Source organism: Paenibacillus thiaminolyticus (assembly GCF_003591545.1).
GTDB lineage: Bacteria > Bacillota > Bacilli > Paenibacillales > Paenibacillaceae > Paenibacillus_B > Paenibacillus_B thiaminolyticus_A.
In genome coordinates, this window is the sequence record NZ_QYZD01000008.1 from 91,464 (window position 1) to 115,714 (window position 24,251).

The window sequence follows — 24,251 nt, forward strand, 5'->3', positions numbered from 1 at the left end:
TATCCCCGTCCCTCAGGAGCCTCGACTGATGTTCCAAGCTGACTCCTTATAACCGATATCCCCACCCCTCAGGAGTCCCGGCTGATGTTGCTAGCTGACTCCTTATAGCTGATATTCCCGTCCCTCAGGAGTTCCGGCTGATGTTTCAAGCTGACTCCTTATAAGCGATATCCCCTCCAGTCAGGGGGACTATGGTTCAAGAGCTAAACGAGGGCTGATCCAACCTGCGCGATGGGGATAGTGAACATAAGAGCCAGTAGAGGTGTTGTTCAACCTGTGTCATGGGGATAGCGAACATAAAAGCCAGAAGGGACTTGTCCAATCTGCGCGTCGGGGATAGCGAACAAAAGAGCCATAAGGGACCTGCCCAACCTGCGCCACGGGGATAGCAAACATAAGAGCGAGAAGAAGGGACTCGTCTAACCTGTGCCCCGGCTTCGGCGGCCCGCGCAGGCGGGCCGTCCGTTATGGCGAGGGGTTACTCGCCGCTACGCTTCCGGCGGAGCAGCAAGATAACTAAGAAGGGAGCCCCGATGGCGGCGGTGAAGACGCCGACCGGGATGTCGAGCGGGCTCATCACGGTGCGGGCGGCTGTATCGGCGATGACGATAAGGATGGCGCCGACAAGCTCGCTCGTAGGAATGAGCAGACCGTAGGTCACACCGGCGAAGCGGCGGGCGATATGCGGCGCCATCAGGGCGATGAAGCCGATAGGGCCGCCGATAGCCACCCCGGCTCCTGCAAGGATGGCCACGGTGCCGAGCAGCAGGAAGCGGTCGCGCTGCACGTTGCTGCGGCATCAAGCGTCCGGCATCCCAACAAAAAGACGCCTTCGCGGATGACGTCTCCAAGGAACGGATTCCGGAAATTGACGGCGATTTGATGTTCTACTTCGTCTATGAGACCGGCAACCAGGAAGCGTCGAAGCTGGAGGGAGAATGGACGAAGGATAAGCTGTGGCAAAACCTGAACGAGGTGAAGAACAACCAGGTCTTCCGCGTCGATGCCGCCATCTGGAATACAGCCGGCGGCGTGCGCGCAGCGAACCTGATGCTCGACGATTTGTACAAGCAGTATCATTTGGAGAAATAATCGGAGCACCTCAAGAAGGCTATCCCGCATGCCGGAAGGCATGGAAGGGGCAGCCTCTTTTGCTGTGTGGAGGTATCGGTGTGCCAGTGGTGTATGGCAGTGTCTGTGTGGATGAGGGGAAGAAACTTACAGCCAGCGAGCGCGTTACCACAACATGTTCTCACCGAGCTCCAGACAAAGATCCGCCCGCTCGAAATCTTCTTGTCGCTGAAGCGCCGCGGCCGAATGTAGGTGGAGCATGACGGCCAGCCCCAGCGAGTCGCTGCGGAACGGCTTGCGTCTTGTGCCGCCGACAAGACACGCACCCTCCATATGTTCCCAGCCGCCCCGGGCATAGAATGATGTAAGCTCGGGCTTGCACGTGAACACGGAAATATCCGGCTCTTGCGTATGGATATAGCCTGCCGCCTCCTGAATCAGCTTCGTGCCGAAGCCTTCCCCTCGGCTGGAGGGGCGAGTGAGGACTTCGCTGAGTCCGAAGGCGCGGTAAGCTTGCCCTTGATGATGAAGCGTCTTGTTCTGCACGGCGACGTGGCTTATGACGCTCTTAGCGGATAGATATACGAATGATACCGGATTGGTGTCTGGGTTATCCGGCCAGCGTGTCGCTTCGCCCTCAAAGGCTTGCGGCCATTCTTGACGCATCAAGGAGATAAGCTGTTCCGCCACATCGGGCGGAGCGTCTTGCTGCCGGAATCGGAGCAGTTGAATCATCATCTATTCACCTCGGTTATTATTGTACCATTGACTGGAGCAGTGGGGTGACCGACTGGACGAGAGGGGTGACGACTGGACGAGAGGGGGGACGACTGGATGAGCGGGGTGACCGATGGATGAGTAGGTGACTGATTGGATGAGCGGGGTGACGACTGGGTGAGCAGAAGGGATTGATTGTGGCAGCGGGTTGCGGGGAGAATGTTTGACTACGGAAGGACAATGGCGCATTATTATAGGAGAGGTTCGGAATCTACGGGAGGGACACCGATGCTGACGACAGATCAAATACTGGACAAAATGGCGGCGCAAGGACTGCGGATTACGGAACAGCGTCGCACGCTAGCCAAATTATTCGCCGATACGGACGGCTTCCTGACACCGAAGGATGTCTATGATTTTATGGGGAAGCGGTATTCGGGGTTGAGCTTCGATACGGTATACCGTAATCTCCGTGTCATGCATGAATTGGGCGTCCTGGAGCAGATCGTCTTCGAGGACGGGGTAAAGTTCCGGGTTCATTGCGCAGAGGCGCACCACCATCATCATATGATCTGCTTGCAGTGCGAGAAGACGTATCCGATACATTTTTGTCCGATGCCGCTGACCGATGTGCCGGAGAAGTTCCAGGTCGTGAAGCATAAATTCGAAGTCTTCGGCTATTGCGAGGCCTGCTCGCATGCAGCCGGTTCCGGAGCGGGGGCCGACGCGGACAAGGACGGTGCCCGGACATGAGCTCGCCCGAAGATGCGGGCCGGCAGACCGCTCCACGCCCGTCGCGGGCGGTGCGGACGCTGCAGGGGCCGGTGAGATTTTACCGCAAATTCATCTCCCCGTTGAAGCCTCCGACGTGCCGCTTCTATCCGACCTGTTCGGCCTATGCGTTGGAAGCGCTCGAGGTTCACGGTCCGATCAAAGGGAGCTGGCTCGCGATCAAGCGGATTGGCCGCTGCCATCCGTTCCATCCCGGCGGCTACGATCCGGTTCCGCTCAAGCGCTCTTGACATGTGGCGGAGGGCTGGGATATATTTGGAGGTAAGCTGGAGACAATATTGTATATATCATCCGATGAACGGATAAGTAGGAAGCGACGAGCATTGCAGAGAGCCGGGATTGCTGAGAACCGGTATGTGAACCCTTCCGAACATGGTCCCGGAGGATCCGCTTGCGAGCTTCTGTACGTGATTGGCGAGAGAAGGCAAGCCTGCGGCGGCTCATTCCCGATAACGAATGTTCCAGGCCGGTTGAATCGGCCGCAATGAAGCTGTCGCCACTGACCTGCAGAATAGGAAGGGAAGGCGGCAGAAATTTGGGTGGTACCGCGTGAGTTCAGCTCTCGTCCCAAGAGGATGAGAGCTTTTTTGCGTGCATTCCGGGGTTCACTGCCAGCGGCTGCAAGCGAATATGAAGGAGGATGGGCATGATGGCCAACAATAACAAAACCTTTTACATCACGACCCCGATCTATTACCCGAGCGACAAGCTCCATATCGGGCATGCGTATACGACGGTAGCCGGCGATGCGATGGCACGCTACAAGCGGCTGCGCGGCTTCGAGGTCCGCTACTTGACGGGAACGGACGAGCATGGGCAGAAGATTGAGCGCAAGGCGGAGGAAGCAGGGAAGACGCCGCAGCAATTCGTGGACGATATCGTCGTAGGGATTAAAGAGCTGTGGAAGAAGCTCGATATCTCCTATGACGATTTCATCCGCACGACCGAGGAGCGCCACAAGAAGGTCGTCCAGCAAATTTTCGATCAGTTGGTTCAGCAGGGCGACATTTACAAGGGAACCTATGAAGGCTGGTACTGTACGCCGTGCGAGGCGTTCTTCACCGAGCGTCAATTGAACAATGGCAGCTGTCCGGACTGCGGACGTCCGGTGGAGCTTGTGAAGGAGGAAAGCTATTTCTTCCGCATGAGCAAGTATGTCGATCAATTGCTGGCTTACTATGAAGAGCATCCGGACTTCATTCAGCCGGAATCGCGCAAGAACGAGATGATCAATAACTTCATCAAGCCGGGGCTCGAAGATCTGGCGGTCTCCCGCACGTCGTTCGACTGGGGAATCAAGGTGGCCGGCGATCCGAAGCATGTCGTCTACGTCTGGATCGATGCATTGACGAACTATATTACGGCGTTAGGCTACGGTTCCGACAATTCGGAGCTGTATGAGAAGTTTTGGCCGTCCGATGTGCATCTGGTTGGGAAGGAAATTATCCGCTTCCACACGATTTATTGGCCGATTATGCTGATGGCGCTCGGACTCCCGCTGCCGAAGAAGGTGTTCGGCCACGGCTGGCTGTTGATGAAGGACGGCAAAATGTCCAAATCGAAAGGCAATGTCGTCGATCCGGTCATGCTGATCGACCGCTATGGCCTGGACGCGCTGCGCTACTATTTGCTGCGCGAGGTGCCGTTCGGTTCCGACGGCACATTTACGCCGGAGGGCTTCGTGGAGCGCGTCAATTACGATCTGGCGAATGATTTGGGCAACTTGCTGAACCGTACAGTGGCGATGATCGAGAAATATTTCGACGGCGTGATCCCGGCGTTCCAGGGGCAGGTGACTCCGTTCGACGGCGATCTGGTTTCGATGGCAGGCCAGACGATCGATAAGGTGGAAGCGGCCATGGAGAAGATGGAATTCTCCGTCGCGCTCAGCGCAATCTGGCAATTCATCAGCCGCACGAACAAATATATCGATGAGACTCAGCCATGGGCGCTTGCGAAGGACGAAGCGCGACGCGACGAGCTGGCATCGGTGATGTCGCATCTGGCAGAGAGTCTACGCGTCGCATCGATTCTGCTGCAGCCGTTCCTGACGAAGACGCCTGCGCTGATCTGGGAGCAGCTCGGCTTGAAGCCTGAGACATGCGCCGATTGGGATGCGGCTCGTACATTCGGCGTCATTCCGCAAGGTACACGCGTCGTCAAGGCCGCGCCGATCTTCCCGCGCCTGGAGGCTGCCGTAGAGGCGGCATTCATCGCGGAGAGCATGAGCGGCGGGGCAACCGCGCCCGCTCCGGCCGAGGCGCCTGCAGCAGCAGCTGCGCCGGCGGAAGCGGAGCCTGCGGCAGGGCCGCCTGCCGACGCCAAGGAAGAGATCAATATCGATGATTTCGGCAAGGTCGAGCTGCGCGTCGGCCAAGTGACGCATTGCGAACCGGTGCCGAAAGCGGACAAATTGCTCCGTCTGGAGCTTGATCTCGGCTACGAGCAGCGTCAAGTCGTCTCCGGCATCGCGCAATATTACAAGCCGGAGGATCTTATCGGCCGCAAAGTGATTGTGGTCGCGAACCTGAAGCCGGTCAAGCTGCGCGGCGTCTTGTCTCAAGGCATGATACTGGCCGCATCCAAGGATGGGCAGCTGACAGTGGCTACCGTGCCGGACAGCATGCCGAACGGAGCGGTTGTGAAGTAGATTAGCTGACAATTCTATCCGTATGCACAATGGCGTTCAGATTGGATTTCCATTTGAACGCCATTTTTGTGTTTGTACCAACGAACGTTTGTTGGTGGTATAGTTGACGGGAGTCGGGAAAATGATCCATGGGACAAAGGGGAGGGCAATATGTCAGGATTACAGAAGGTGGAATGCGGGTTATATACGATGTGTCTTGTGCAGGATGGAGACCGGGTGCTGCTGGTGAATCGCCCCGATAAGCTGGGATTCCCAGGTTACCTTGGTCCTGGGGGCAAGGTTGACATTCCCGAAAGCATTGCGGAAGGAGCGGTGCGAGAGCTGCGGGAGGAAACCGGTCTGCGCGTACAACCAGAGGATTTGATTTTTAAAGGAATAGACGAGTATGTCGTGCCTCAGACGAAATACCGGTATATCGTCTTCAATTATCTCGCCACACGGTATGAAGGGGAACTGCTGCAAAATCCGCCCGAAGGAGAGCTGGTCTGGGTTAACATAGAAGAAGCTTTGCACTTGCCAATGCAGCCTTGGTTCAAGCGCAGATTTCCGTTATTTTTCGAAGAGGGGACCTTTGAAATCTCGGTCGTCTGGGATGAAGAGGCGAAAGTAAGGGTTGAAGAGAAGGTGAAGCAGCTAGGTTGACCGCATTATCATACAAAAAGCTTGGCCGGCAGCCAAGCTTTTTTGCGTCTTTTGCGTATTGTGTTTGTTGCTCGTCGTACGGATCAATTCAGGAACAGCAATACGAAGAGGCCGGCTGCCACGCAGTACAGGGAGAACCATTTCAGATTGCCCCGCGCCATCAGCCCCATGAACCAGCGGAGCGCGAAGTAGGAGGCGACCAGGGAGCAGACGAAGGCCAGCAAATACGGGCCGATGAACTGTCCGAGCGTCGGATCCTTCAGCATGTCCTTCCCTTCGAGAATCATGCCGCCCACGCTGACGGGAATATACAGGAAGAAGGAGAAGCGCAGCGCCGTTTCCTGCTTCCATCCGAGCGCCATGGCGGTGACGATGGTCGCGCCGGATCGGCTGATGCCGGGAATCAAGGCGACCGATTGGGCCAGGCCGACAAGGAAGGTTTCGCCGAACGACAAATCTTTGTCGCCCTTGCGACCGCGCAGGTTGCGTATGAGCCACAGGGCGAGCGCTGTTACCAGCAGCGTAACACCGATAATTTTCAGCCCCTTGAAGTTATCCGCGATTACATCCTTGAACAGGACGCCGATGACGCCGGCCGGGATAGTCGCCAGCACGAGATAGACGACGAACATGAAGTCGGCCTTCGCCGCCGGGTCGCGGCGGAACAGAAAGCGGCATGTGTTGACGGTCAGCCGCGCAATATCTTGACGGTAAATGAGCAGAATAGCCAATAAAGAGGCGAAGTTGACGAATACTTCAAATCCAAGCCCTTCGATATGTATGCCGAATAATTTCTCAACGATAATAAGATGTCCGCTCGAAGACACCGGGATGGGCTCCGTAACCCCTTGCACCAGGCCGAGGATGGCGTATTTCAGCCAGTCTATCCATTCCAAACTCTTCACTCCTTATAAAAATAGGTTTGCCGCGGGATTCAGACGCCAAATGACCCTCTATCATCTTATGATCGGTGTAGAAAGATGTCAAAACATGAAACTATTTTTTTTCTGTAAAGAGGGGATTGACATGTGCTTCGACCCTGCTATAATCTTAATAGTAATAATTACGAAATAGAAAGAACAAGGACACGAAAGGGAGTTGGATTATGAATCTTGGGAAACGACGTCTGTCGCTGCGGTTCATCATGCTGGCGCTGGTCGCTTGCGGTCTGCTGTTGCTGAATGCATGTGCGAATAAGGATTCGGCTGCGGAAGGAGCAGCCACCGGGAAAGTGAATGTGATAACAAGCTTCTACCCAATCTATTATATGGCGAGCGAGATTGGAGGGGAGCATGTACAGGTGACCAATCTTATCCCGACAGGAGTCGAGCCGCATGACTGGACACCGAAAAGCCGGGATTTGCAAAATGCGTCCAACGCGCAGCTGCTGCTCGTGAACGGAGCCGGATTCGAAGGCTGGCTGCCTGATTTCCAAAAGGGGCTAGATGCCAGCTCAAAGGTGAAGACTGTCGAGGTCAGCAACGGAATCACGCTGATACAGGCGAGCGAAGAGGAAGAGGAGCACGGAGAAGAAGCGCATGCCGAGGGCGAGCATGCCCAGGAGGATGAGCATGGACATGACCATGGCGATATCGATCCGCATACGTGGATCAGTCCCAAGTCTGCGCTCATTATGGTGGAGAATGTGAAGGACGCGCTCGTGGATGCTGATCCGGAGCATCGCGGCGACTATGAGAAGAACTATGAGCAGTTGAAAGCGAAGCTGGCTTCGATCGACCAGGAATATACGACGAAGCTGAAGGACGTGGCGAAGCGCGATATCGTCGTGTCGCATCAGGCCTTCGGATACTTGGCGCGGGATTACGATTTGCACCAGCATGCCATTATGGGGATCTCCCCGGATGCGGAGCCGCGCGCGCAGGATTTGCTGAATCTGTCGAAGCTGATGCAGGAGAAGCAGTTGAAATATGTCTTTTTCGAAGAGCTGGTATCCGATCAATTGGCCCAAACGCTAGCTTCGGAAGCGAAGGTTGATACGCTCGTCTTGAATCCGCTGGAAGGCTTGACGCAGGAACAGGAAGCCGCGGGCGATAATTATGTGACCCTGATGGAACGCAACTTGCAAAATCTCCTTCTAGCGTTACAATAAGAAGGATATATTCCGGCATGGGCGGCGAGCCGGCCGGGAGGATAAGGAAGAGAGATGACTAGAACAATGAATGTAACCGATCCCTGCCACGGGCAGGTCATCACGTTGGATCAAGTCGGCTTTGACTATGAAGGGCAGAAGGTCTTCGATAATGTGAACTTCACGGTGAGAGAACGGGACTTCGTAGGGGTCATCGGGGCGAACGGGGCAGGCAAGACGACGCTGCTGCGCTTAATGGTAGGCCTGCTCCGGCCTACCGCCGGGGAAGTGAGGCTGTTCGGCACGCCGATTCAGCGCTTCAAGCAGTGGGAACGTGTAGGATATGTTCCGCAAAAAAATTCGTTCAATCCGCTGTTCCCCGCCACGGTCATGGAGGTAGTGCAGTCCGGTATGTATAACCGGAGCCGCCTGTTCCGCAGGCTGTCGAAGCAGGAAATCAGCCAATGCGTTGATGCGATGGCGGCGATGCGGATCGAGGATCTGGCTCACAAAAAAATTGGACAGCTGTCCGGGGGACAGCAGCAGCGCGTCTTTTTAGCCCGGGCGATGGTGAACAAGCCGGACTTGATGATTTTGGACGAACCGACCGTCGGCATTGATGCCGGCACGCAGAAGGAGTTTTTCAGCCTGCTGCAGCATTTGCATGAGCATCACCGGATGACCTTCGTCATGGTCTCCCACGATCTGGCCCTGGTGAACTCGTGGCTTGGAGACGAGCCGGCCGGCACCTGCGGGAAGTTCCACTTCTATGTGAAGCACTCTCATGAGGCGGAATGTCTGGAGCCGGGTTTGACGCATGGCGTCATCGTCTGAATGCCGCTGCGGCATACGGCTAGCAAATGATGTGAAGGGGTCGGTATAGATTGGATATCATATTTTCGGAATTTTTCCAGAGGGCCCTTATCGGCGGTCTGCTCATCGGGATTACGGGGCCGCTGATGGGGATGTTTCTCGTGCTGCGCCGGTTGTCCATGATCGGGGACACCTTGGCTCATGTGACGATTGCCGGGGTGGCGCTTGGCTTTTTGCTAGGCATCTATCCGCTCGCGATGGGGGTCGTCTTCGCCCTGCTGGGGGCGGTGGCAATCGAGCGGCTTCGCAAGGCGTATAAGACGTATGCGGAGCTGTCGATAGCCGTCATCATGTCGGGCGGCGTCGCGTTAGCCTCGCTCTTTTTTACGCTGGGACGAAGCTTCAACGCGAACGTGACCAATTATTTATTCGGCAGCATCTACACGTTGAACGGCACGGATCTGACGGTGGTCGGAGCCGTAACGGTCATCGTCGTCGTTTTTATGCTTATTTTTTTCAAGGAAATGTTCATGCTGACCTTCGATGAGGACGCGGCCGCGGTGAACGGGCTTCCGGTCCGCTGGTTGAATACCGCCGTGACGGTGCTGACGGCGCTGGTCATCAGCGTCGCGATCAAGATCGTCGGAGCCTTGCTCGTATCGGCGCTCTTGACGATTCCGGTCGCGACCAGCCTGCTCCTCGCGAAGAGCTTCAAGAAGGCGGTCATCGTCTCCGTGCTCGTGTCGGAATCCGCCGTCATTGCCGGGCTGCTGATGGCAGGCGTGTGGAACCTGGCTCCTGGTGCAACGATTGTCTTACTATTGATTACCATGTTAATATTAACCTTAGTGATACGCCGGGGGGTAAAGGTATAGGGCTGTCGGAATGGCGGCTCTTCCAGGGCATGCAGCCGTGCCGCCCCGGTGTGTGAACTAGGGAGGAGGCGGTCAACATGTCGGATGTAACGGTCTGGGTTGCCTTTTGGGCGGGAGTCATATCATTTATTTCCCCGTGCTGCTTGCCGTTGTATCCCACATTCCTTTCAATTATTACGGGCATGTCCGTCAATCAATTGAAAGAAGAGCGCAATAAGCGTGTCGTTCGCTGGAAGACGATGACGCATACACTGTTTTTCATTCTTGGGGTCAGCGTCGTATTTTATACGCTGGGGTTAAGCGCGACCTTCCTCGGATCATTCCTGGCGGAATATCGGGATACGGTCCGTCAAGTATCGGCAATTATCATTATTGCGATGGGTCTTGTCATCATGGGCGTATTCCGCCCGCAGCTGCTGATGAAGGAATGGAAGGTCGACGTGTCGCGCAAGGGAGGCTACCTCGGATCGTTCTTATTCGGGATGGGCTTCTCGGCCGGATGGTCCCCCTGCGTGGGGCCGATTCTCGGCGCAATCTTCACCTTGTCGGCTTCTCAGCCGAGCCTTGGCATCGTGATGACGACCGCCTACTGCATCGGCTTCGGGCTGCCGTTTTTCATTTTGTCGTTCTTCATCGGATCGACGCGCTGGCTGCTCCGCTATTCGAACGCCATGATGAAGTTCGGCGGCGCGGTGATGATTATTATGGGCGTGCTGCTATTTACGGATCATTTGAACCAGATCAATATTTGGCTGCAGCAGATCACGCCGGATTGGCTGAAGCGGCTTACATAGGAGCGGCAACTTCCCATGGAAATGGGACTCGATGCTGCTCATCAGATAACCGGGCATGTTTTCTCCACAGGGAGACAGGCATGCCCGGTTCGTTGTTTTCCCCTCATGGACTCCGGCTACGTGAAATAGAGAACACGGGAAGCAGGGAAGTATTTGCCGATTCGCCCGGTGATGAATTCCTTCAACCGGTTGGCCCGCTCATCCGGATAGACATATTTCCCTTGCCCCCAGCGGCCCCACTTATATTTCCGTTCCGCGATATTCATCTCCAGCTTGCTCTTCGGGTACCGCTTTTCGATGATGGCCTTGGCTGTCTTCGTGAAGCGGTGCTGGATCAACTCGAACGTGATCCCCTCGCTTGCTTCCCGCGGTAAGGCGCCGGCCAACGTCATAATCAGCTTGTCGTACCCATCCTCCCAGCCGTCGTGCCACATTATCGGCGCGATAATGAAGCCAAGCGGATAGCCGGCTTCGGCGATGCGCCGGGCCGCCTCGATCCGCTCCTCGAAGCGCGAGGTGGCCGGCTCGAAGTGGCGAATGACATAATCGCTGTTGATGCTGAAGCGGACATCGGTGCGTCCGCCGTGGCGGAGGGGGAGAAGCGGATCGACGTGATGGTACTTCGTGACGAAGCGAAGCTTGCCGAAGGGTTGATCGGCCATCCGCTCGACCAGTTCGGACAGGCTGCCGGTAATATGCTCGATGCTCAGCGGATCCGAGGTACAGGACGCTTCGAAGCGCGTTATTTCCGGCTTCCGTTCCTCGATGTATCGCATAGCTGCCGCCCATATGTCATCCGTGTTGACATACACCCGGATATAGGGCTTGGCACCAAGCGTCGTCTGCAGATAGCAATAATGGCAGTGGCCGATGCACCCGGTTCCGATCGGAATCGCGTATTCGGCGGAAGGCTTTGATTGATCGAAGGTCAATGTTTTGCGGACGCCGACGACGAGCGTGCGCTTCGCAATTCGGTATTTCTCCGTATCGGTAGCCCCCGGCAAGTCCAGAATCCGGTTATGTGAGGTTGTCATCCGATATTCTATCCCCTGGGACTGGACCCAACCCATAATCTGCTGCCCCTTCGGATATGCAAGCGCCCCCGGCTCGAAATAGACGAGATCGGGGACGAACAGCGTCGTCTCCCGCCGCTTGTCCTGCCGTGTTACGGATTGTGACGCCATTTCTCGCCTGTCCCTCCTTTATAGTCGGTTCCTGCCTGCACTGGACAGTATGATCCTTGCAAGCAATCATTCCCGGTTAGTATGCGTCATTTTCAGGCAGAACCGCTTGGAAAAAGCCGTATTTCCCTGCTATGGTTGAACTTGCTTACATGAACATGGTACACTATCTTATGGATATTGTTAGTGATCGTGGATGAAATGAGGGACGCTTGATGCCTACGCCAAGCATGGAAGATTATTTGGAACGCATTTATAAGTTGATTGATGAGAAAGGGTACGCCCGTGTATCGGATATTGCGGAAGGGCTGGAGGTACATCCATCTTCCGTCACGAAGATGATTCAGAAGCTGGATAAGGATCAATATCTGATCTATGAGAAATACCGCGGGCTCGTGCTAACGAGCAAAGGCAAAAAAATCGGCAAACGGCTTGTAGACCGCCACCATCTGCTCGAGGAGTTCCTGGAGATGATCGGCGTGCAACATGAGAACATTTACACGGATGTGGAAGGAATCGAGCATCACTTGAGCTGGGATTCCATTACGTGCATCGAAGCGCTTGTCGAATATTTCAAGCGTGACCCCAAGCGCATCAAGGATCTCGCTGGCGTACGCGGCGAATTAGAGAACGAATCTTCGTAAAAACATCTGTTTCGAGAGAAACAGATGTTTTGTTTTGTGCGTCTAATAGAGTAGGGCTTGAATAAATGATCAAGTCTGAAATATCAGATGCAAGGGAGAGAGAGGATTCATGACAATCTGGAGACGCCTCCTATCGGGAACGATGGCGGCGCTGCTGCTCGGGGCCGGATTAGCGGCGCCTGCGAAGGCAGCAGCGGACGACATTACCATTTATCTCGATCAGAAGAGGCTTGTCACGGACGTGGCGCCTTACCTGGTGCCGGGGAAGAACGTAACAATGCTTCCGTTCCGGGCCGTCGGGGAAGCGGTCGGTGCGACGGTAGGCTGGAACAAGAGCAAGCAGGAGGTGGAGTTCCGCAAGGATGACACCGTCATCCAGCTCACGATCGGCAGCGATACGGCGCTAGTCAACGGAGAGAAGGTGGCGCTGGATGCCGGAGCGCAAATGCGGGACAGCCGGACGATGGTGCCGCTGCGATTCATCGGGGAGAACACGGGCCTAACCGTTAATTGGAATCAGCAGGATCGCAGGGTGAACCTGTTAACGGGCGAGGCGGGATCCAATGCAGGTTCGCAAGGGAATACAGGCTCGCAAGGCAATGCGGGAGCGGAAGAAGAGATACATACCGAGGGCTTGAGAGGCACTTGGATTTCCACTGTATATAACATTGACTGGCCGGCCGATCCCAACAAAGGGGCCAACCCGGAGCAGCAGAAGAAGCAATATTCCGAGATGCTGGACAAGCTTCAGGGCATGGGCTTAAACGCGGTCTTCGTTCAGGTGAGACCGACATCGGACGCTTTCTTCCCTTCCAAGCTTCTTCCGTGGTCGGAATGGCTGACAGGCAAGCAGGGGCAGGACCCTGGCTATGATCCGCTCGCTTATATGATCGAAGAGACCCACCGCCGGGGAATGGAGTTCCATGCCTGGTTCAATCCGTTCCGGATCAGCGTGCAGGGAGACATCGCGAAGCTGGCTGCCGATCATCCGGCGAAGCAGCATCCGGATTGGGTCGTCAAGCATGGCGGCAAGCTGATGTATGATCCGGGCGTGCCGGAAGCGCGCCGGTTCATTATCGATACGATTATGGAAGTCGTGAACGGATATGATATCGACGGAGTCCATCTGGATGATTACTTCTATCCGTATGGACAGGCTTCCGAGCCGTTCCGTGACGACGCTTCCTACAAAGCGTACAACAAAGTATTCAACAACAAAGGCGACTGGCGCCGCAACAATGTCAATCAGTTCATTGATCAATTGAACAGAGAAATTAAGGCGAGCAATGCGAATATCCGCTTCGGGGTCAGCCCGTTCGGAGTGTGGCGCAATGCGAGTCTTGATCCGACAGGTTCGAATACGAAGGCCGGCGTGAACACCTATGATGACCTGTACGCCGATACGCGCACCTGGATTAAGAACGGCTGGATTGATTACATCGCGCCGCAAATTTATTGGCATATCGGCCACTCGGCAGCAGACTACAAGACGCTGGTCGATTGGTGGATGAAGGAGACGGCAGGCACCGGCGTCGATCTGTATATCGGGCATGCCGCTTACAAGCTCGCGGACGCGAAGGAGAAGGATTGGTCCAGCGCTGATGTGCTTATCCGCCAACTGGACTACAACAAGCAGTATGACAGCGTGGCCGGCAGCATTTTCTTCAGCGCGAAGGATTTGCTGAACAACACGAAGGACGTGGCTGCGCGGCTGAAGCAGTATTATGAGCAATAAGAATACCGCCATTATATAACCCATCATAACCGCCCCCTTCCGCGCATACATAACAGTAATACGATCCCGTATGTGCCGGAAGGGGGTATTCCCTCTATGAAAATCAATGCTGTTTTTGAAGGCGGCGGCGTGAAAGGGATTTCGTTGTCCGGAGCGGTGCAGGCCGCCGAGAACTACGGATTTTCCTTCCATCGCGTAGCCGGAACTTCTTCGGGTGCCGTCGTGGCCGCGCTCATCGCTGCAGGCTACTCGGCGGAAGAGATGCGCCATCTCATGATGGAGATGCCATTCTCCTCTTTTTTGCATCGCGCTCCGATTTTTCAAGTCAAATGGATTGGGCCGGCCATGCGGATGCTGCTGAAAAAAGGCCTGTATTCCGGAGAACGGCTCGAATACTGGATCCATCAGCGGCTGCTGGAAAAAGGGGTTCGGAGCTTCGGGGACGTCAAGCCCGGCCGGCTGCGCATTATCGCCTCGGATATTTCCAATGGCCGGCTGCTCGTGCTTCCCGACGATATTAAGCAGTACGGGATCGATCCGAACCGGTTTCTCGTAAGCCGAGCCGTACGGATGAGCACCAGCATCCCGTATTTTTTTGATCCCGTTATCATCCGTCAGTCCTTCCAATCGGCCATGCGCAAGAGCAAGCCGTTCAACAAGCAGTTCTCCTATATCGTCGATGGAGGCTTGCTGAGCAATTTTCCGCTTTGGCTGTTCGATGAGGACGCGGCGGGCGGGGGGAAAAACTGTATTCCGACTATCGGATTCCAGATGGTAGGGAAGAGAGAGAACCAGCCGCACCGGATTTCCGGCCTGCTGTCGATGCTGCAAGCGATTTTCGGCACGATGATGTCCGCTCATGATCAGAGGTATATCGAGAAGCGTAATCAGTATCGGACCATCAAAATCCCGACGCTTGGCATCGGCACGACTGATTTCAATCTCACGTTGGAGCAGAGCATGGCGTTATTCGCTTCCGGTCTGGAAGCGGGCACCGAGTTCTTTAAAAGCTGGGATTTCGGGAGATATAGAGAGATGTTTCAAGCTTTTCATAGTCTGGTTCATAAAATATAGGCCAATAGCGCTCCACGGTGTATGCGGCAGCGCTATTTCGGTTCGTTCTTGAAGTCGTGCATGAGGCCTACGGTCGAAAAGGCAGGTTGCGGACGAATGAACACGTCATGGAGAAGAGACGCCATCACTGCCGTGGTCCGGAGGGGATTCCTCCGACACGGGGGTGGTTATCAATGCAACGGTCTTTTGCGAGTTGTTCCAGTTGATCTCGATACTATACATTTTGCACAGCTCGCGCAGCGGGATCAGTATATCCTCCTCCTCCCGTATCGGCTGCTTTTTTGTAAAGTTGGCATTTTTGCCGTTGATCCGGACACGAACCTCATTATCCTTCTTCTTCTTCGTATACCCGCCTTCGCTAAGCAGCTTGATCAGCTCCTCCGGCGTCTGCTTGGTCGTTCCCGCATTGAAGCGGAAGGCGTTGCGGTCTTCCCGGCCGGTCATTCCCGGTTTGATAGTGAAGGAGAGCTCAATATTCAGCGTGTTGAGAACACGGAGCACGTCTTGGTTATAAGCTCCGTATGGGAACGCGACGATTCTGCGCGTGTTCCCCAGCTCTTCCCGCAGCCGCTTCTCGGCGGTGGCCAGGTCGCCGGTAATGCGGCCGATATATTCCTCATCGTTCTCGATTCGATCCCGGTCCTTCAAGTAGAGATGGCGGCTCAGCATCGGTTTCTCCTTGCCTGTGGCATTGATTGGGCCCTGGCGATGGGAGTTGTATGTATGGCTGTAGAAGCTCATGCCGGCCTGTTTCATTTCCCGCATTTGATCCCAGGTCAGCTTCGGCTTGCCCGTCTGGTTGTCTATGCTGGCGACAATGACGAAGTTCGTGGCGGTGTAGCCGAATTGCTGCAAAATGGGAAAGGCGTGCGTATAGAACGTCTCATAGCCGTCATCGAAGGTAAGCAGCACGGCATTATCCGGAATGGCGGCGCCTGCCGTCATAAAGTCAACATATTCATCCATGCTGATGACATGAAATCCTCGTTCCTTAAGCAGCTTCATCTGCTGCTCGAATTGGTCGACGGGCAGCAAGTGTGGCTTCTTCTTATCCGCTTGGTCAACGAGCTGATGGTACATCAAGACGGCAACCTGGTCCGAATAGTAGACGGAAGACGATGCTGGCGGGGCATATTCAACAATTGACATGCCTAGTTCCTTCCAGATCTGATCAGAGGATGCCTGGACCATCAGAGTTCCATCATCAACGACAACAGAGACGGGCTTCTCCAACTTTTGTCCATTAATAATGAATGCAACCTCCTTTACGCTGCGGTTCAAGCCGCAGCCTTGCAGCATCACGAATAAAGATAGAAGTGCAAATGCGATTTTGACAGGGTATAATAAGCGGGCTTTCATTAAAAAATCCTCCTTCGTTCATCTCATAACGAGATTGTAGATGGAGGATCTTAATGATCTTGTGAGCCAAATCTTAACAAATGCTTATTTGACGTGAAACAATTACCATCTTACTTAAGAAGTTCTTAATAAGGAAATAAAAACTCCGCCCCGCATCAGATCGGGACGGAGTATTCAGGTTCAGCCGCTCGCGGCCACGCCCTGTGCAGGCTTGCTCTTCTTCCGTGGAGGCGTGCTCCCGAAGATAAGCCACGACTGTGGCACGAAGCGCACCGTCAGGGAGACCGTAATCCAGGACAAGATAAGAGCCGACAAGAATCCGCCGGCATACCACATATGCAAGAGCGGCGATTTCGACGTGTGCGGCGGAAAATTGCGATAGACGAATAAAAAGAACGGATGAATCAAATAAATGCCGAATGATATTTCCCCAAGCCGATGCATTCCGTTAACGAGCCACGGCCAAGCGTGGCGGCGAAGCAGAAATGCGATCTGAAACGCCATAATCGCGAAGGTATAGGTGTGAACATTCCACAGTAATTCATATAAGAGCGAGTTGTAATTTGCGCCATACAGCCGTGTCGTGTGCCAGATGTACACGTGACCGAGTCCGGCGCATAATCCCACTGTCCACAAGGCGATCCAGGACATGATACGCGGCGCAGTCGCATTGTCCCGGCTGATGACGAGCCAGCTCTTCAGCTTCGGATAGTAGATGCCCAGGAAGGCGCCCAGCATGAAGTAGGACATATACGCGAGCGACCAGCTCCCTTTGTTAGGCACCTGAAGCGCGTATTTATTAAGAAGGATGAAGCCCCACTGAATGGCCAGTCCGAGTGGAATGCTCCACTTAGCGATGGCCGGCTTCCGCTTGAACAGCCACAGGCAAATCGGGAACAGCAGATAGAATTGGATGCTGATGAAGACGAAGTATAGATGCGTATACGCCTTGCCCGTAGCCAGCTGGGTGAAAAATTTGATGAGCGTCTCGTCCAGGGCACGGTCCCGGTAATGAGTAAAATGCAAAATGACGAAGTAAAAGACCGAAAATAAACAATACGGAATGATAATGTACTTTAGCCGTTTTTTGTAGAAATTGCCGATAAGCTTAGAATCCAAAGGCCTCGAAAAGTAATTGTAGAATAGCACGAAGCTGCTCAGAAATAAAAATGTCGGTGTCCCAATCTTCATAAATATATTCATGAAGCTGTACATCCAGTAAAAATTAGACTCCTTCATCTGCAGCGTCGCAAATGACGTCGAGTGAACGGATAGTACGCCGATGATCGCCATCGCGCGTACAAGCTGCACCTCGGACAGCTTTTCACGTCCGGTTGCCATGATGTCATACCTCCCATGCGAAATATCTATAAGAAGATGTTCAAGCAGGCCTCCAATCAGCTCCTGCGGAACATGCCCTATCAACGAGTATAAAATATGTATCTTACGAAAACGGATCTAAAATCCTTATTATTTTCTTAGCAAACGATGAGGAAGGCGCCGGCGGGTCAAGCGCAAGGGAAGCGAGTCGTAAATGTCGTCTTGTTGCGATCGCTCGTCACCGAGATCTTCCCGCCGTGAACTTCAATAATGCTCTTCGTAATGGCCAGTCCCAAGCCGGTCCCGCCGGTCTCCTTGGATCGGGACTGCTCCGCCCGATAGAAGCGGTCGAATATATATGGCAGATCCCTCTCCGATATTGGATCGCCGTAATTGGTTATCTTCACATAAATCTGATCCTCTTCTTTGCCGAGCTCAATATCGACATTTTTGCCAGCCTTGCCGTATTGGATTGCATTCGAGATGAGATTTTCATACGATCGGACGAGGCGGTCTCCATCCGCCATGATGTACAGCGGCTCGGATGGGGCGTTGATTCGGCACGTCATGCCGGAATTCTCCAGACTCGGCACGAATTCCTCCGCCAGCTGCCGGATGAAGCTGGTCATGTCCAGCTCGGTCAATTCGAGAGGAAGTCCGTTGTTGATGCGCGTGAATTCGAATAGGTCATCGATCAAATATTTTAAGCTTAATGCTTTTTCATATGCAATATTAACATAATACCGCAATTCGACTTCATCGTGGTAGCGGTCATTTTCGATTAGCTCCAGGAAGCCGAGAATCGACGTCAGCGGGGTACGCAGGTCATGTGAGACGCCCGTAATCAGGTCGTTCTTCGTCTTCTCGGCATTGCGCTCCTCCTGTATCGAGTGATACAGCTGGGCGCTCATATGATTGATGCTCTCGGCGACCAGGCCGAGATCGTTGGCAGGCTTCACCGGAATGACATGCTCGAATTGCCCCTTGGCGATCTCCTGCAGTCCGTATGTAATCTCTTGCAAATAGTTGTTCAACTCTTCGGACAACACGTTAATCCGATAGGCAATCGATCCGATTTCATCCGTCGTTTTGACTGGAATGGCATATTCGAATTGTCCCTTGGCAATCTCCTGAAGTCCGTATGTTATCTCATTCAAATAACGAATGATGGGACGGCTGAACAGAAAATAAAACAACAGAAACGTTCCAATACCCGTCACGATCATGATCGGTTTAGAGCCGATGTTGTTCACCGCCCAGATCAGCGGTTCGTTGTAAGGAGGCTCTAACAGCAAGTACGAGGCCAGCAAGCGGCCTAGCAGCATGATGAATGCGGTCAGGCTCACGCTCCCGAGGAACACGAGCAGGAACTTCCAACGGACGGTGCGGATGAGGTTGGCGCTTTTCGGTTTTCCCATTCATGACACTCCTATCGCATCCCGTTTTACAGGGACTCCATCTTGTAGCCAATGCCCCATACGGTCTTAATAAATTTCGGATTTTGACTGTCTTTTTCGATTTTCTCGCGAATTTTACGAATATGGACCATGACGGTGTTTTTGGACTCCATGAAAGGTTCGTTCCATACTTCTTGATATATCTTCTCCATGCTCAATACAATTCCCCGATTCACGGCCAGCAGCTTCAGGATTGCGAACTCGCGCGGAGTCAGCTTCACGGGCACATCGTCCACGGTCACCGAGTGAGTGGCAAAATTAATGACGAGATCATCGATCTGGATCTCATTCTCGTCCGCCGGGCGCGCCGTATTGAACTGCTTGTAACGGCGGAGATGGGACTTGACGCGGGCAATGAGGACAAGCGGATTGAACGGCTTGGTAACGTAATCGTCCGCTCCGATGCTCAGGCCTGCAATTTTATCGATATCCTGGCTCTTAGCCGAGAGCATAATAATCGGGGTGTTGTTCTGCTCCCGTATTTTCATGCAGGCCTGAATTCCGTCCATCTTCGGCATCATGACATCCAAAATAATCAGATCGACCTTATGGTTCTGCAGCAAGTCGAGAGCGACCAGTCCGTTCGGCGCCTTCAGCAGCTCATACCCTTCGTTTTTTAAATAGATTTCCATAAGCTCAATAATTTCTTTTTCATCGTCTACCAATAGAATGGTCTCTTTCGGCATCAGACTGACTCCTTTGCAGTGTAGGTACGGTTATGTGATGCGGCCCACGGCCCGCCAGTATGACAGCGGCGGGACATGCTTCAAGACGCCCCGTGCATTCCCGCCCGGCAGCGTCTTGATCGCGCCAATCAACCGAATCATATATTCTCTCTATACGCTATATAGGATGCGCGTAACTGAGCGAGAACGCAACCCTATTCATTTGCTTCCGGTATCGGCAAGAACAACATATGGATCGGGAGATTGCTTCCCGAGGCCAGTACGAAGGTCAGATAAACCGTCTCTTCTTGATCTCCTGTCCGGTGCAGAACGCCGACTTCTTCCGGATTGATAAGTATGCTTCCGTCCAACATATTTACGACTTTGCCGTTCACGAGGAAGGCGCCTGCATAATGTCCGCCGCGGGCATTCAGCCCGACAAGGGTGTGCGGGGCAACCCGGAGCTCTATATCATAGAGCACCCCGGTGTTCCCGATATTGACCTCTTCAAGGCCAGTGACGCTATCGGAGCCTGTCACGAATGTATCGAGATCATTGTCCCCGATAATCATCCGCTGCGGCTTGGCGCCGAGCACTTGATTGACGTGGAACGTGCGGTTACCTTCAGGGAACGTTCCGCGCACATGTTTGCCGTCCCGCTCCAGCACGGGAAGCTCCGGCAGCGCTTCGATCGGATCCTTGTCCGGATTGAGGATGACAACCGAGAATTCAAGTTCTTGATCCGTATGAATTTCGGAATAGGATGTCATGGTCAATCCGCCCTTCATCGGAGATTTGCTGATCTCGGGCAGGACAACGACCGACTCGCCGGCCGGCACCTTCATCGTCCGGACCGGTTCGGACTTGGCGAGAGAGTCCAGGAACCGCGATACGGCGGTTTTGCCGCTGGTAGACACATATTTGGTCGGGCCGCCCATTCCGAAGGCGTTGAGCGTGACATTGGCATCGGTGGTGCCATGATTCGTCGCCAGCAAGTATACGGAAATATCTTGCTGCGAACGGTTCTGATTGTGGATGTTAATCCGGAAGCTTCCCGTGAGCGTATCCCGGTAACCGATGCCTTCCTCCCCATACAGATGCTCCGGACTATTGCTGCGGACAAAGGTCATTGGACTTGGCGTTGTCGTATAAGTGACCGGTTCATAGCCAAGCACGTCGTTGCGGTCAACCGGAAATTTGCTTCCGGGCTCAGCGTAGAGCATCCCGTGCTCGATAGGGGTATATAAGGAATCATTGGTAACGGTAATTTTATGAGTGATCGTATCGCTCTTCCCGTGTTCGTTCTCGACCCGAAGCGTGACTTCATGCTCTCCGGGTTCGAAGAAGGCGGGCGCTTTGCCTGTCCAGGTCCGCTTCACGATCTCGCTATACTCGTCCTCGCTCAGATCATCATACTCAATATTTTCGCCCATTCGATAAACAGATTTGTCAGTTTTGAACTTGGCGACGGGAGGGGAGGGCTCGGCGATGACCTCTGTCCAGGATAGCGTATACTCCGAGCCGGACACCTTCAGCTGGCTCTCCATAATGCCGGCCCATGTGCGAAGCGGTATCATTAGGCTGCCCTTCTGGCTGAAAATGTCTCCTGCCGATTCCACCGCCGTCCCGTTGACATCAATCGTTTTCGCGCCTGCTTTGAACCGGAGCGTCATGTCTTCTTTGCTGGCTACCGTTTCCTTGGTATCGGCATCATAGGTTACCGAGAATCCGTAGAGGAGCGCGACGCTCTTCAGCGGAATATACGCCAGGTTGTCCTTTTTGACAACGGGCTGATCGGCGACAAGCTCTTGTCCATTATGAGACATTGTGGCCTTATCGGCTGTAAAAGCAAGCACATGGCTTGCATCGGAGGCCTCTGCGGCAGCGAATGGACACAGTAGCTGCCAAGCCAGAATCGTACTGAATGCGATCAGACTACATGATTTGTTGCGTTTCATCAAGAACACTCCTTCTCTCTTAGGGGATAACATGCGTGTCGGATAATTGTTAAAAACTTATTCCAGACCCTTTTACGTACAAATAAGGAAGAAAGATGCGCATCCAACTAACGCTTGTGCAGTGAAGGAGGGGAGCCGATCCGGCATCTAAGAAAAGAAGCGTTACGGTCTGATTGTACAGGGAGATGAATCGCGATGGATCAATCTGTCCCTTTATTTAATGGAATATTAATGAAATGTTAAGAAATAAAAAAGGAAGCGCCATGGCGAGCGCTTCCGTTCCGCTACTTCGTATTCTTCTTGTTATCCTTAGGCTTGCTTCCTTCAATGACCCGCAGGTTGGCCTGAGATCGCGGCCGGATCCGCTTAGGCTGCCGGTTCGCGTTGCCCTTTGCCTTGGCTTCTGTCTGTGCCGACTTCTTGATTTTGGGGGCGGCTGATTTCTTCGGTCCCAGCTTATATAGGAGGAACACCGCTGCAATCAGCACGACGGGAATGAGCAGCGATGCGATGCCTCTTTGCAGGGCGGAGTACATTACGCCAATTCCGGCCAACGCAAGGATTACAGCCAGAGCCCATCTTGGAAATGCGCGCATATCATCATTCCTTTCGCCTGTGGTCTTGTACCGCAGAAGCCGATGCCGCTCAGGAGGCCGCTTTCTTCGCGGTTAACTCCTGATCCAATTCGCGCATTCGGTTGAACGAAGCGATGGATACTTCCACTTGATCGTCGGTCGGCTGCTTCGTCGTCAGCATCTGCAGCCACAAGCCGGGGTATCCGAGCCAGCGCAGCACGGGAACATCTCTCAGCGCATTGGTCAGGCGGAGGAACTCATAAGCTACACCCATGACGACAGGGATAAGCAGGAGTCGAGGATAAATCCGTTCCCATAAATTATCATATGGAATGAAGGAGTAAATGACGACACCTACGATGACCGATAAAATGATAAAGCTGCTGCCACAGCGGTAATGAAGCGTGCTGAACTTCTGTACATTCTTCACCGTCAGCTCCAGCCCTGCTTCATAAGCGCTGATCACCTTGTGTTCCGCACCGTGGTACTGGAACAGTCTTCGTATAATCGGCGTCTTGGCGATTAGCCACAAGTAGGCAAGCAGGAAAATAATTTTAATAATTCCTTCAATCAGCGTATGAATGACCCGATTATCGAATGCTTTTCCGAATAAAAATTGTTCGATGACGACAGGAACGGCGGTAAAGATGACCTTGCTGAAAATAAGCGACAGCACGCCGACGGCTGCGACCCCGATAATCATGACGAGATTCCATTTGCCATCGTCTTTTCCTTGTTCTGCCGCCTCTTCTCCTTCCTCATCTTCGGCGTACTTCTCCGCCGCATAAGTCAAGTGCTGATACCCTTTGCCACTCGCGTCCAGCAGGCTGACGAACCCGCGGATAAAAGGAATCTTCTTCAATGCGGTAAGCCACGGCTTGTCTTCGCGCGGAACTTCATAAAAAGTGATTTCCTTATTTTTACGGCGGACCGCTGTCACATTGACATGCTTGCCAGCGAACATGACGCCTTCGATAACGGCCTGTCCGCCATAAATTGACCGGTTTTGCTGTTCAGACAAATTCTTCACCATCCTCATGTATTCAAAAACAGTTGTTCAGTCAGTACTAATGTATTAGGAATGTTATATTATTGTAACGAATTTCAACACCGTTTTCCACTTCATGATTTCATTGCGGAATTCTGTAATCTCCCTTTCCTAAATGGTGCATACTACCGCATATATTGTGTGTCCGAGGAAAGGAGAGCAATCGATATGAACCAACGACAAACTCGTATGCAGCAGCAGCGGACGAATCCGTTCTCGTTCGGCGTGGTGACAGGCTTTTTTGCCGGGTTGATATGGGGGGGACTACATTGGCTCAGCTATATTTTTAAATTCACGATTATCGTGCCCGGTTTTTTGGTCGAGCCGTTTTTCAAGCATGACTATTTGACAACGGGGTACGGCCAGGTTCTCGGATTGGGTACATTCATCGTCTTCTCGATTTTGGCGGCGCTATTTTATGTGCTTGTGCTCCGCAAGGTGCCTGGCCCCTGGGCGGGCGTCGTCTTCGGCCTCGTGTGGTGGGTTATCCTATTCGTTGCAGCCGGGCCGCTGCTAGGCTTGGTTCCGCCGGTGCGGCATACGACATGGAATACGATATGGACAGAATCGTGCACGATGCTGCTGTGGGGGCTGTTCATCGGCTACACTGTGGCGACGGAATTCAATGAAGAGCGGGAGCGGGAGCCGCAAGATTCGGATCAATCCGATGCGTCGGGAGACCGGCAAGATTCACCGGACAAGGGAGAGAAGGACGGCGGCGGGGATGCATCCGACGACCGCTCGCAGCCTCAGCCTGTCATGTAATTCAGCCAGAGGCCGGAAAGTACGCTT

23 protein-coding genes and 1 pseudogene are annotated in these 24,251 nt (G+C 53.7%); 13 read left to right on the forward strand and 11 right to left on the reverse strand.

Annotated elements, in window-relative coordinates:
* Positions 1-478 precede the first annotated feature (478 nt).
* Positions 479-787, reverse strand: coding sequence for an iron ABC transporter permease (locus DQX05_RS11290; protein WP_259391921.1), 309 nt, complete (start codon positions 785-787; stop codon positions 479-481).
* Positions 788-795: 8 nt separating this feature from the next.
* Between DQX05_RS11290 and DQX05_RS11295 the strand changes: the two are divergent.
* Positions 796-1,092, forward strand: a pseudogene (locus DQX05_RS11295) (ABC transporter substrate-binding protein); the annotation flags it as partial.
* Between the two features lie 144 nt (positions 1,093-1,236).
* Here DQX05_RS11295 and DQX05_RS11300 read toward each other — a convergent pair.
* Positions 1,237-1,806 (reverse strand): GNAT family N-acetyltransferase, encoded by a 570-nt coding sequence (locus tag DQX05_RS11300; RefSeq protein WP_119793586.1) that lies wholly within the window; start codon positions 1,804-1,806, stop codon positions 1,237-1,239.
* Between the two features lie 270 nt (positions 1,807-2,076).
* Between DQX05_RS11300 and DQX05_RS11305 the strand changes: the two genes are divergently transcribed.
* The 4 genes from DQX05_RS11305 to DQX05_RS11320 all read left to right on the forward strand — a co-directional run bounded on the left by DQX05_RS11305 (position 2,077) and on the right by DQX05_RS11320 (position 5,872).
* On the forward strand, positions 2,077-2,541 hold the full coding sequence (locus DQX05_RS11305) for a Fur family transcriptional regulator (RefSeq protein ID WP_119793587.1): 465 nt from the start codon (positions 2,077-2,079) through the stop codon (positions 2,539-2,541).
* Entirely contained in the window at positions 2,538-2,810 is a 273-nt protein-coding gene (gene yidD / locus DQX05_RS11310; protein ID WP_087442545.1) for a membrane protein insertion efficiency factor YidD, read from the forward strand. The genes DQX05_RS11305 and yidD overlap by 4 nt, the downstream gene beginning before the upstream one ends.
* Before the next feature lie 419 nt (positions 2,811-3,229).
* A complete protein-coding gene (gene metG, locus DQX05_RS11315; protein ID WP_119793750.1) occupies positions 3,230-5,230 on the forward strand; it encodes a methionine--tRNA ligase in 2,001 nt (666 codons plus the stop codon).
* A 150-nt stretch (positions 5,231-5,380) separates the two neighbouring features.
* A complete protein-coding gene (locus DQX05_RS11320; protein WP_119793589.1) occupies positions 5,381-5,872 on the forward strand; it encodes an 8-oxo-dGTP diphosphatase in 492 nt (163 codons plus the stop codon).
* 83 nt (positions 5,873-5,955) lie between these two features.
* Here the strand turns inward: DQX05_RS11320 and DQX05_RS11325 are convergent, their stop codons facing one another.
* The gene (locus DQX05_RS11325; protein WP_397335285.1) at positions 5,956-6,768 is read right to left on the reverse strand and encodes an undecaprenyl-diphosphate phosphatase; all 813 of its coding nucleotides are present in this window, start codon (positions 6,766-6,768) and stop codon (positions 5,956-5,958) included.
* A gap of 209 nt (positions 6,769-6,977) precedes the next feature.
* Between DQX05_RS11325 and DQX05_RS11330 the strand changes: the two genes are divergently transcribed.
* From DQX05_RS11330 to DQX05_RS11345, 4 genes are all read left to right on the forward strand, one after another.
* On the forward strand, positions 6,978-7,982 hold the full coding sequence (locus DQX05_RS11330; protein ID WP_119793592.1) for a metal ABC transporter substrate-binding protein: 1,005 nt from the start codon (positions 6,978-6,980) through the stop codon (positions 7,980-7,982).
* Between the two features lie 54 nt (positions 7,983-8,036).
* Positions 8,037-8,795, forward strand: a complete 759-nt coding sequence (locus tag DQX05_RS11335) for a metal ABC transporter ATP-binding protein (protein ID WP_259391922.1) — start codon at positions 8,037-8,039, stop codon at positions 8,793-8,795.
* A 50-nt stretch (positions 8,796-8,845) separates the two neighbouring features.
* Positions 8,846-9,649: a metal ABC transporter permease gene (locus tag DQX05_RS11340; protein WP_119793596.1), complete on the forward strand. Its 804-nt coding sequence runs from the start codon at positions 8,846-8,848 to the stop codon at positions 9,647-9,649.
* Positions 9,650-9,726: 77 nt separating this feature from the next.
* On the forward strand, positions 9,727-10,443 hold the full coding sequence (locus DQX05_RS11345; RefSeq protein ID WP_119793598.1) for a cytochrome c biogenesis CcdA family protein: 717 nt from the start codon (positions 9,727-9,729) through the stop codon (positions 10,441-10,443).
* 116 nt (positions 10,444-10,559) lie between these two features.
* On the opposite strand, the gene splB is transcribed toward DQX05_RS11345, so the two are convergent.
* Positions 10,560-11,627: a spore photoproduct lyase gene (gene splB / locus DQX05_RS11350; protein ID WP_119793600.1), complete on the reverse strand. Its 1,068-nt coding sequence runs from the start codon at positions 11,625-11,627 to the stop codon at positions 10,560-10,562.
* 212 nt (positions 11,628-11,839) lie between these two features.
* On the opposite strand from splB, the gene mntR reads away from it, so the two are divergent.
* From mntR to DQX05_RS11365, 3 genes are all read left to right on the forward strand, one after another.
* The gene (mntR, locus tag DQX05_RS11355) at positions 11,840-12,268 is read left to right on the forward strand and encodes a transcriptional regulator MntR (RefSeq protein WP_119793602.1); all 429 of its coding nucleotides are present in this window, start codon (positions 11,840-11,842) and stop codon (positions 12,266-12,268) included.
* Between the two features lie 109 nt (positions 12,269-12,377).
* Positions 12,378-14,003 (forward strand): family 10 glycosylhydrolase, encoded by a 1,626-nt coding sequence (locus tag DQX05_RS11360; RefSeq protein ID WP_119793604.1) that lies wholly within the window; start codon positions 12,378-12,380, stop codon positions 14,001-14,003.
* Positions 14,004-14,099: 96 nt separating this feature from the next.
* Positions 14,100-15,077 carry a patatin-like phospholipase family protein gene (locus tag DQX05_RS11365; protein ID WP_119793606.1) on the forward strand — a complete coding sequence of 326 codons (978 nt, stop codon included), beginning with the start codon at positions 14,100-14,102 and terminating at the stop codon, positions 15,075-15,077.
* A 105-nt stretch (positions 15,078-15,182) separates the two neighbouring features.
* Here the strand turns inward: DQX05_RS11365 and DQX05_RS11370 are convergent, their stop codons facing one another.
* The 7 genes from DQX05_RS11370 to DQX05_RS11400 form a co-directional block, all read right to left on the reverse strand.
* A complete protein-coding gene (locus DQX05_RS11370; RefSeq protein WP_119793608.1) occupies positions 15,183-16,436 on the reverse strand; it encodes a polysaccharide deacetylase family protein in 1,254 nt (417 codons plus the stop codon).
* Positions 16,437-16,616: 180 nt separating this feature from the next.
* A complete protein-coding gene (locus DQX05_RS11375; RefSeq protein WP_119793610.1) occupies positions 16,617-17,777 on the reverse strand; it encodes an acyltransferase in 1,161 nt (386 codons plus the stop codon).
* A gap of 167 nt (positions 17,778-17,944) precedes the next feature.
* Entirely contained in the window at positions 17,945-19,174 is a 1,230-nt protein-coding gene (locus DQX05_RS11380; RefSeq protein ID WP_119793612.1) for a sensor histidine kinase, read from the reverse strand.
* A 26-nt stretch (positions 19,175-19,200) separates the two neighbouring features.
* Positions 19,201-19,899, reverse strand: coding sequence for a response regulator transcription factor (locus DQX05_RS11385; protein ID WP_119793613.1), 699 nt, complete (start codon positions 19,897-19,899; stop codon positions 19,201-19,203).
* A gap of 194 nt (positions 19,900-20,093) precedes the next feature.
* A complete protein-coding gene (locus DQX05_RS11390; protein WP_119793615.1) occupies positions 20,094-21,836 on the reverse strand; it encodes a stalk domain-containing protein in 1,743 nt (580 codons plus the stop codon).
* A gap of 284 nt (positions 21,837-22,120) precedes the next feature.
* Positions 22,121-22,432 (reverse strand): hypothetical protein, encoded by a 312-nt coding sequence (locus tag DQX05_RS11395; RefSeq protein WP_119793617.1) that lies wholly within the window; start codon positions 22,430-22,432, stop codon positions 22,121-22,123.
* A 49-nt stretch (positions 22,433-22,481) separates the two neighbouring features.
* Positions 22,482-23,432 carry a DUF1385 domain-containing protein gene (locus DQX05_RS11400; protein ID WP_087442675.1) on the reverse strand — a complete coding sequence of 317 codons (951 nt, stop codon included), beginning with the start codon at positions 23,430-23,432 and terminating at the stop codon, positions 22,482-22,484.
* Between the two features lie 195 nt (positions 23,433-23,627).
* Between DQX05_RS11400 and DQX05_RS11405 the strand changes: the two genes are divergently transcribed.
* Positions 23,628-24,224, forward strand: coding sequence for a YqhR family membrane protein (locus tag DQX05_RS11405; RefSeq protein ID WP_119793619.1), 597 nt, complete (start codon positions 23,628-23,630; stop codon positions 24,222-24,224).
* The last annotated feature ends 27 nt before the right edge of the window (positions 24,225-24,251 follow it).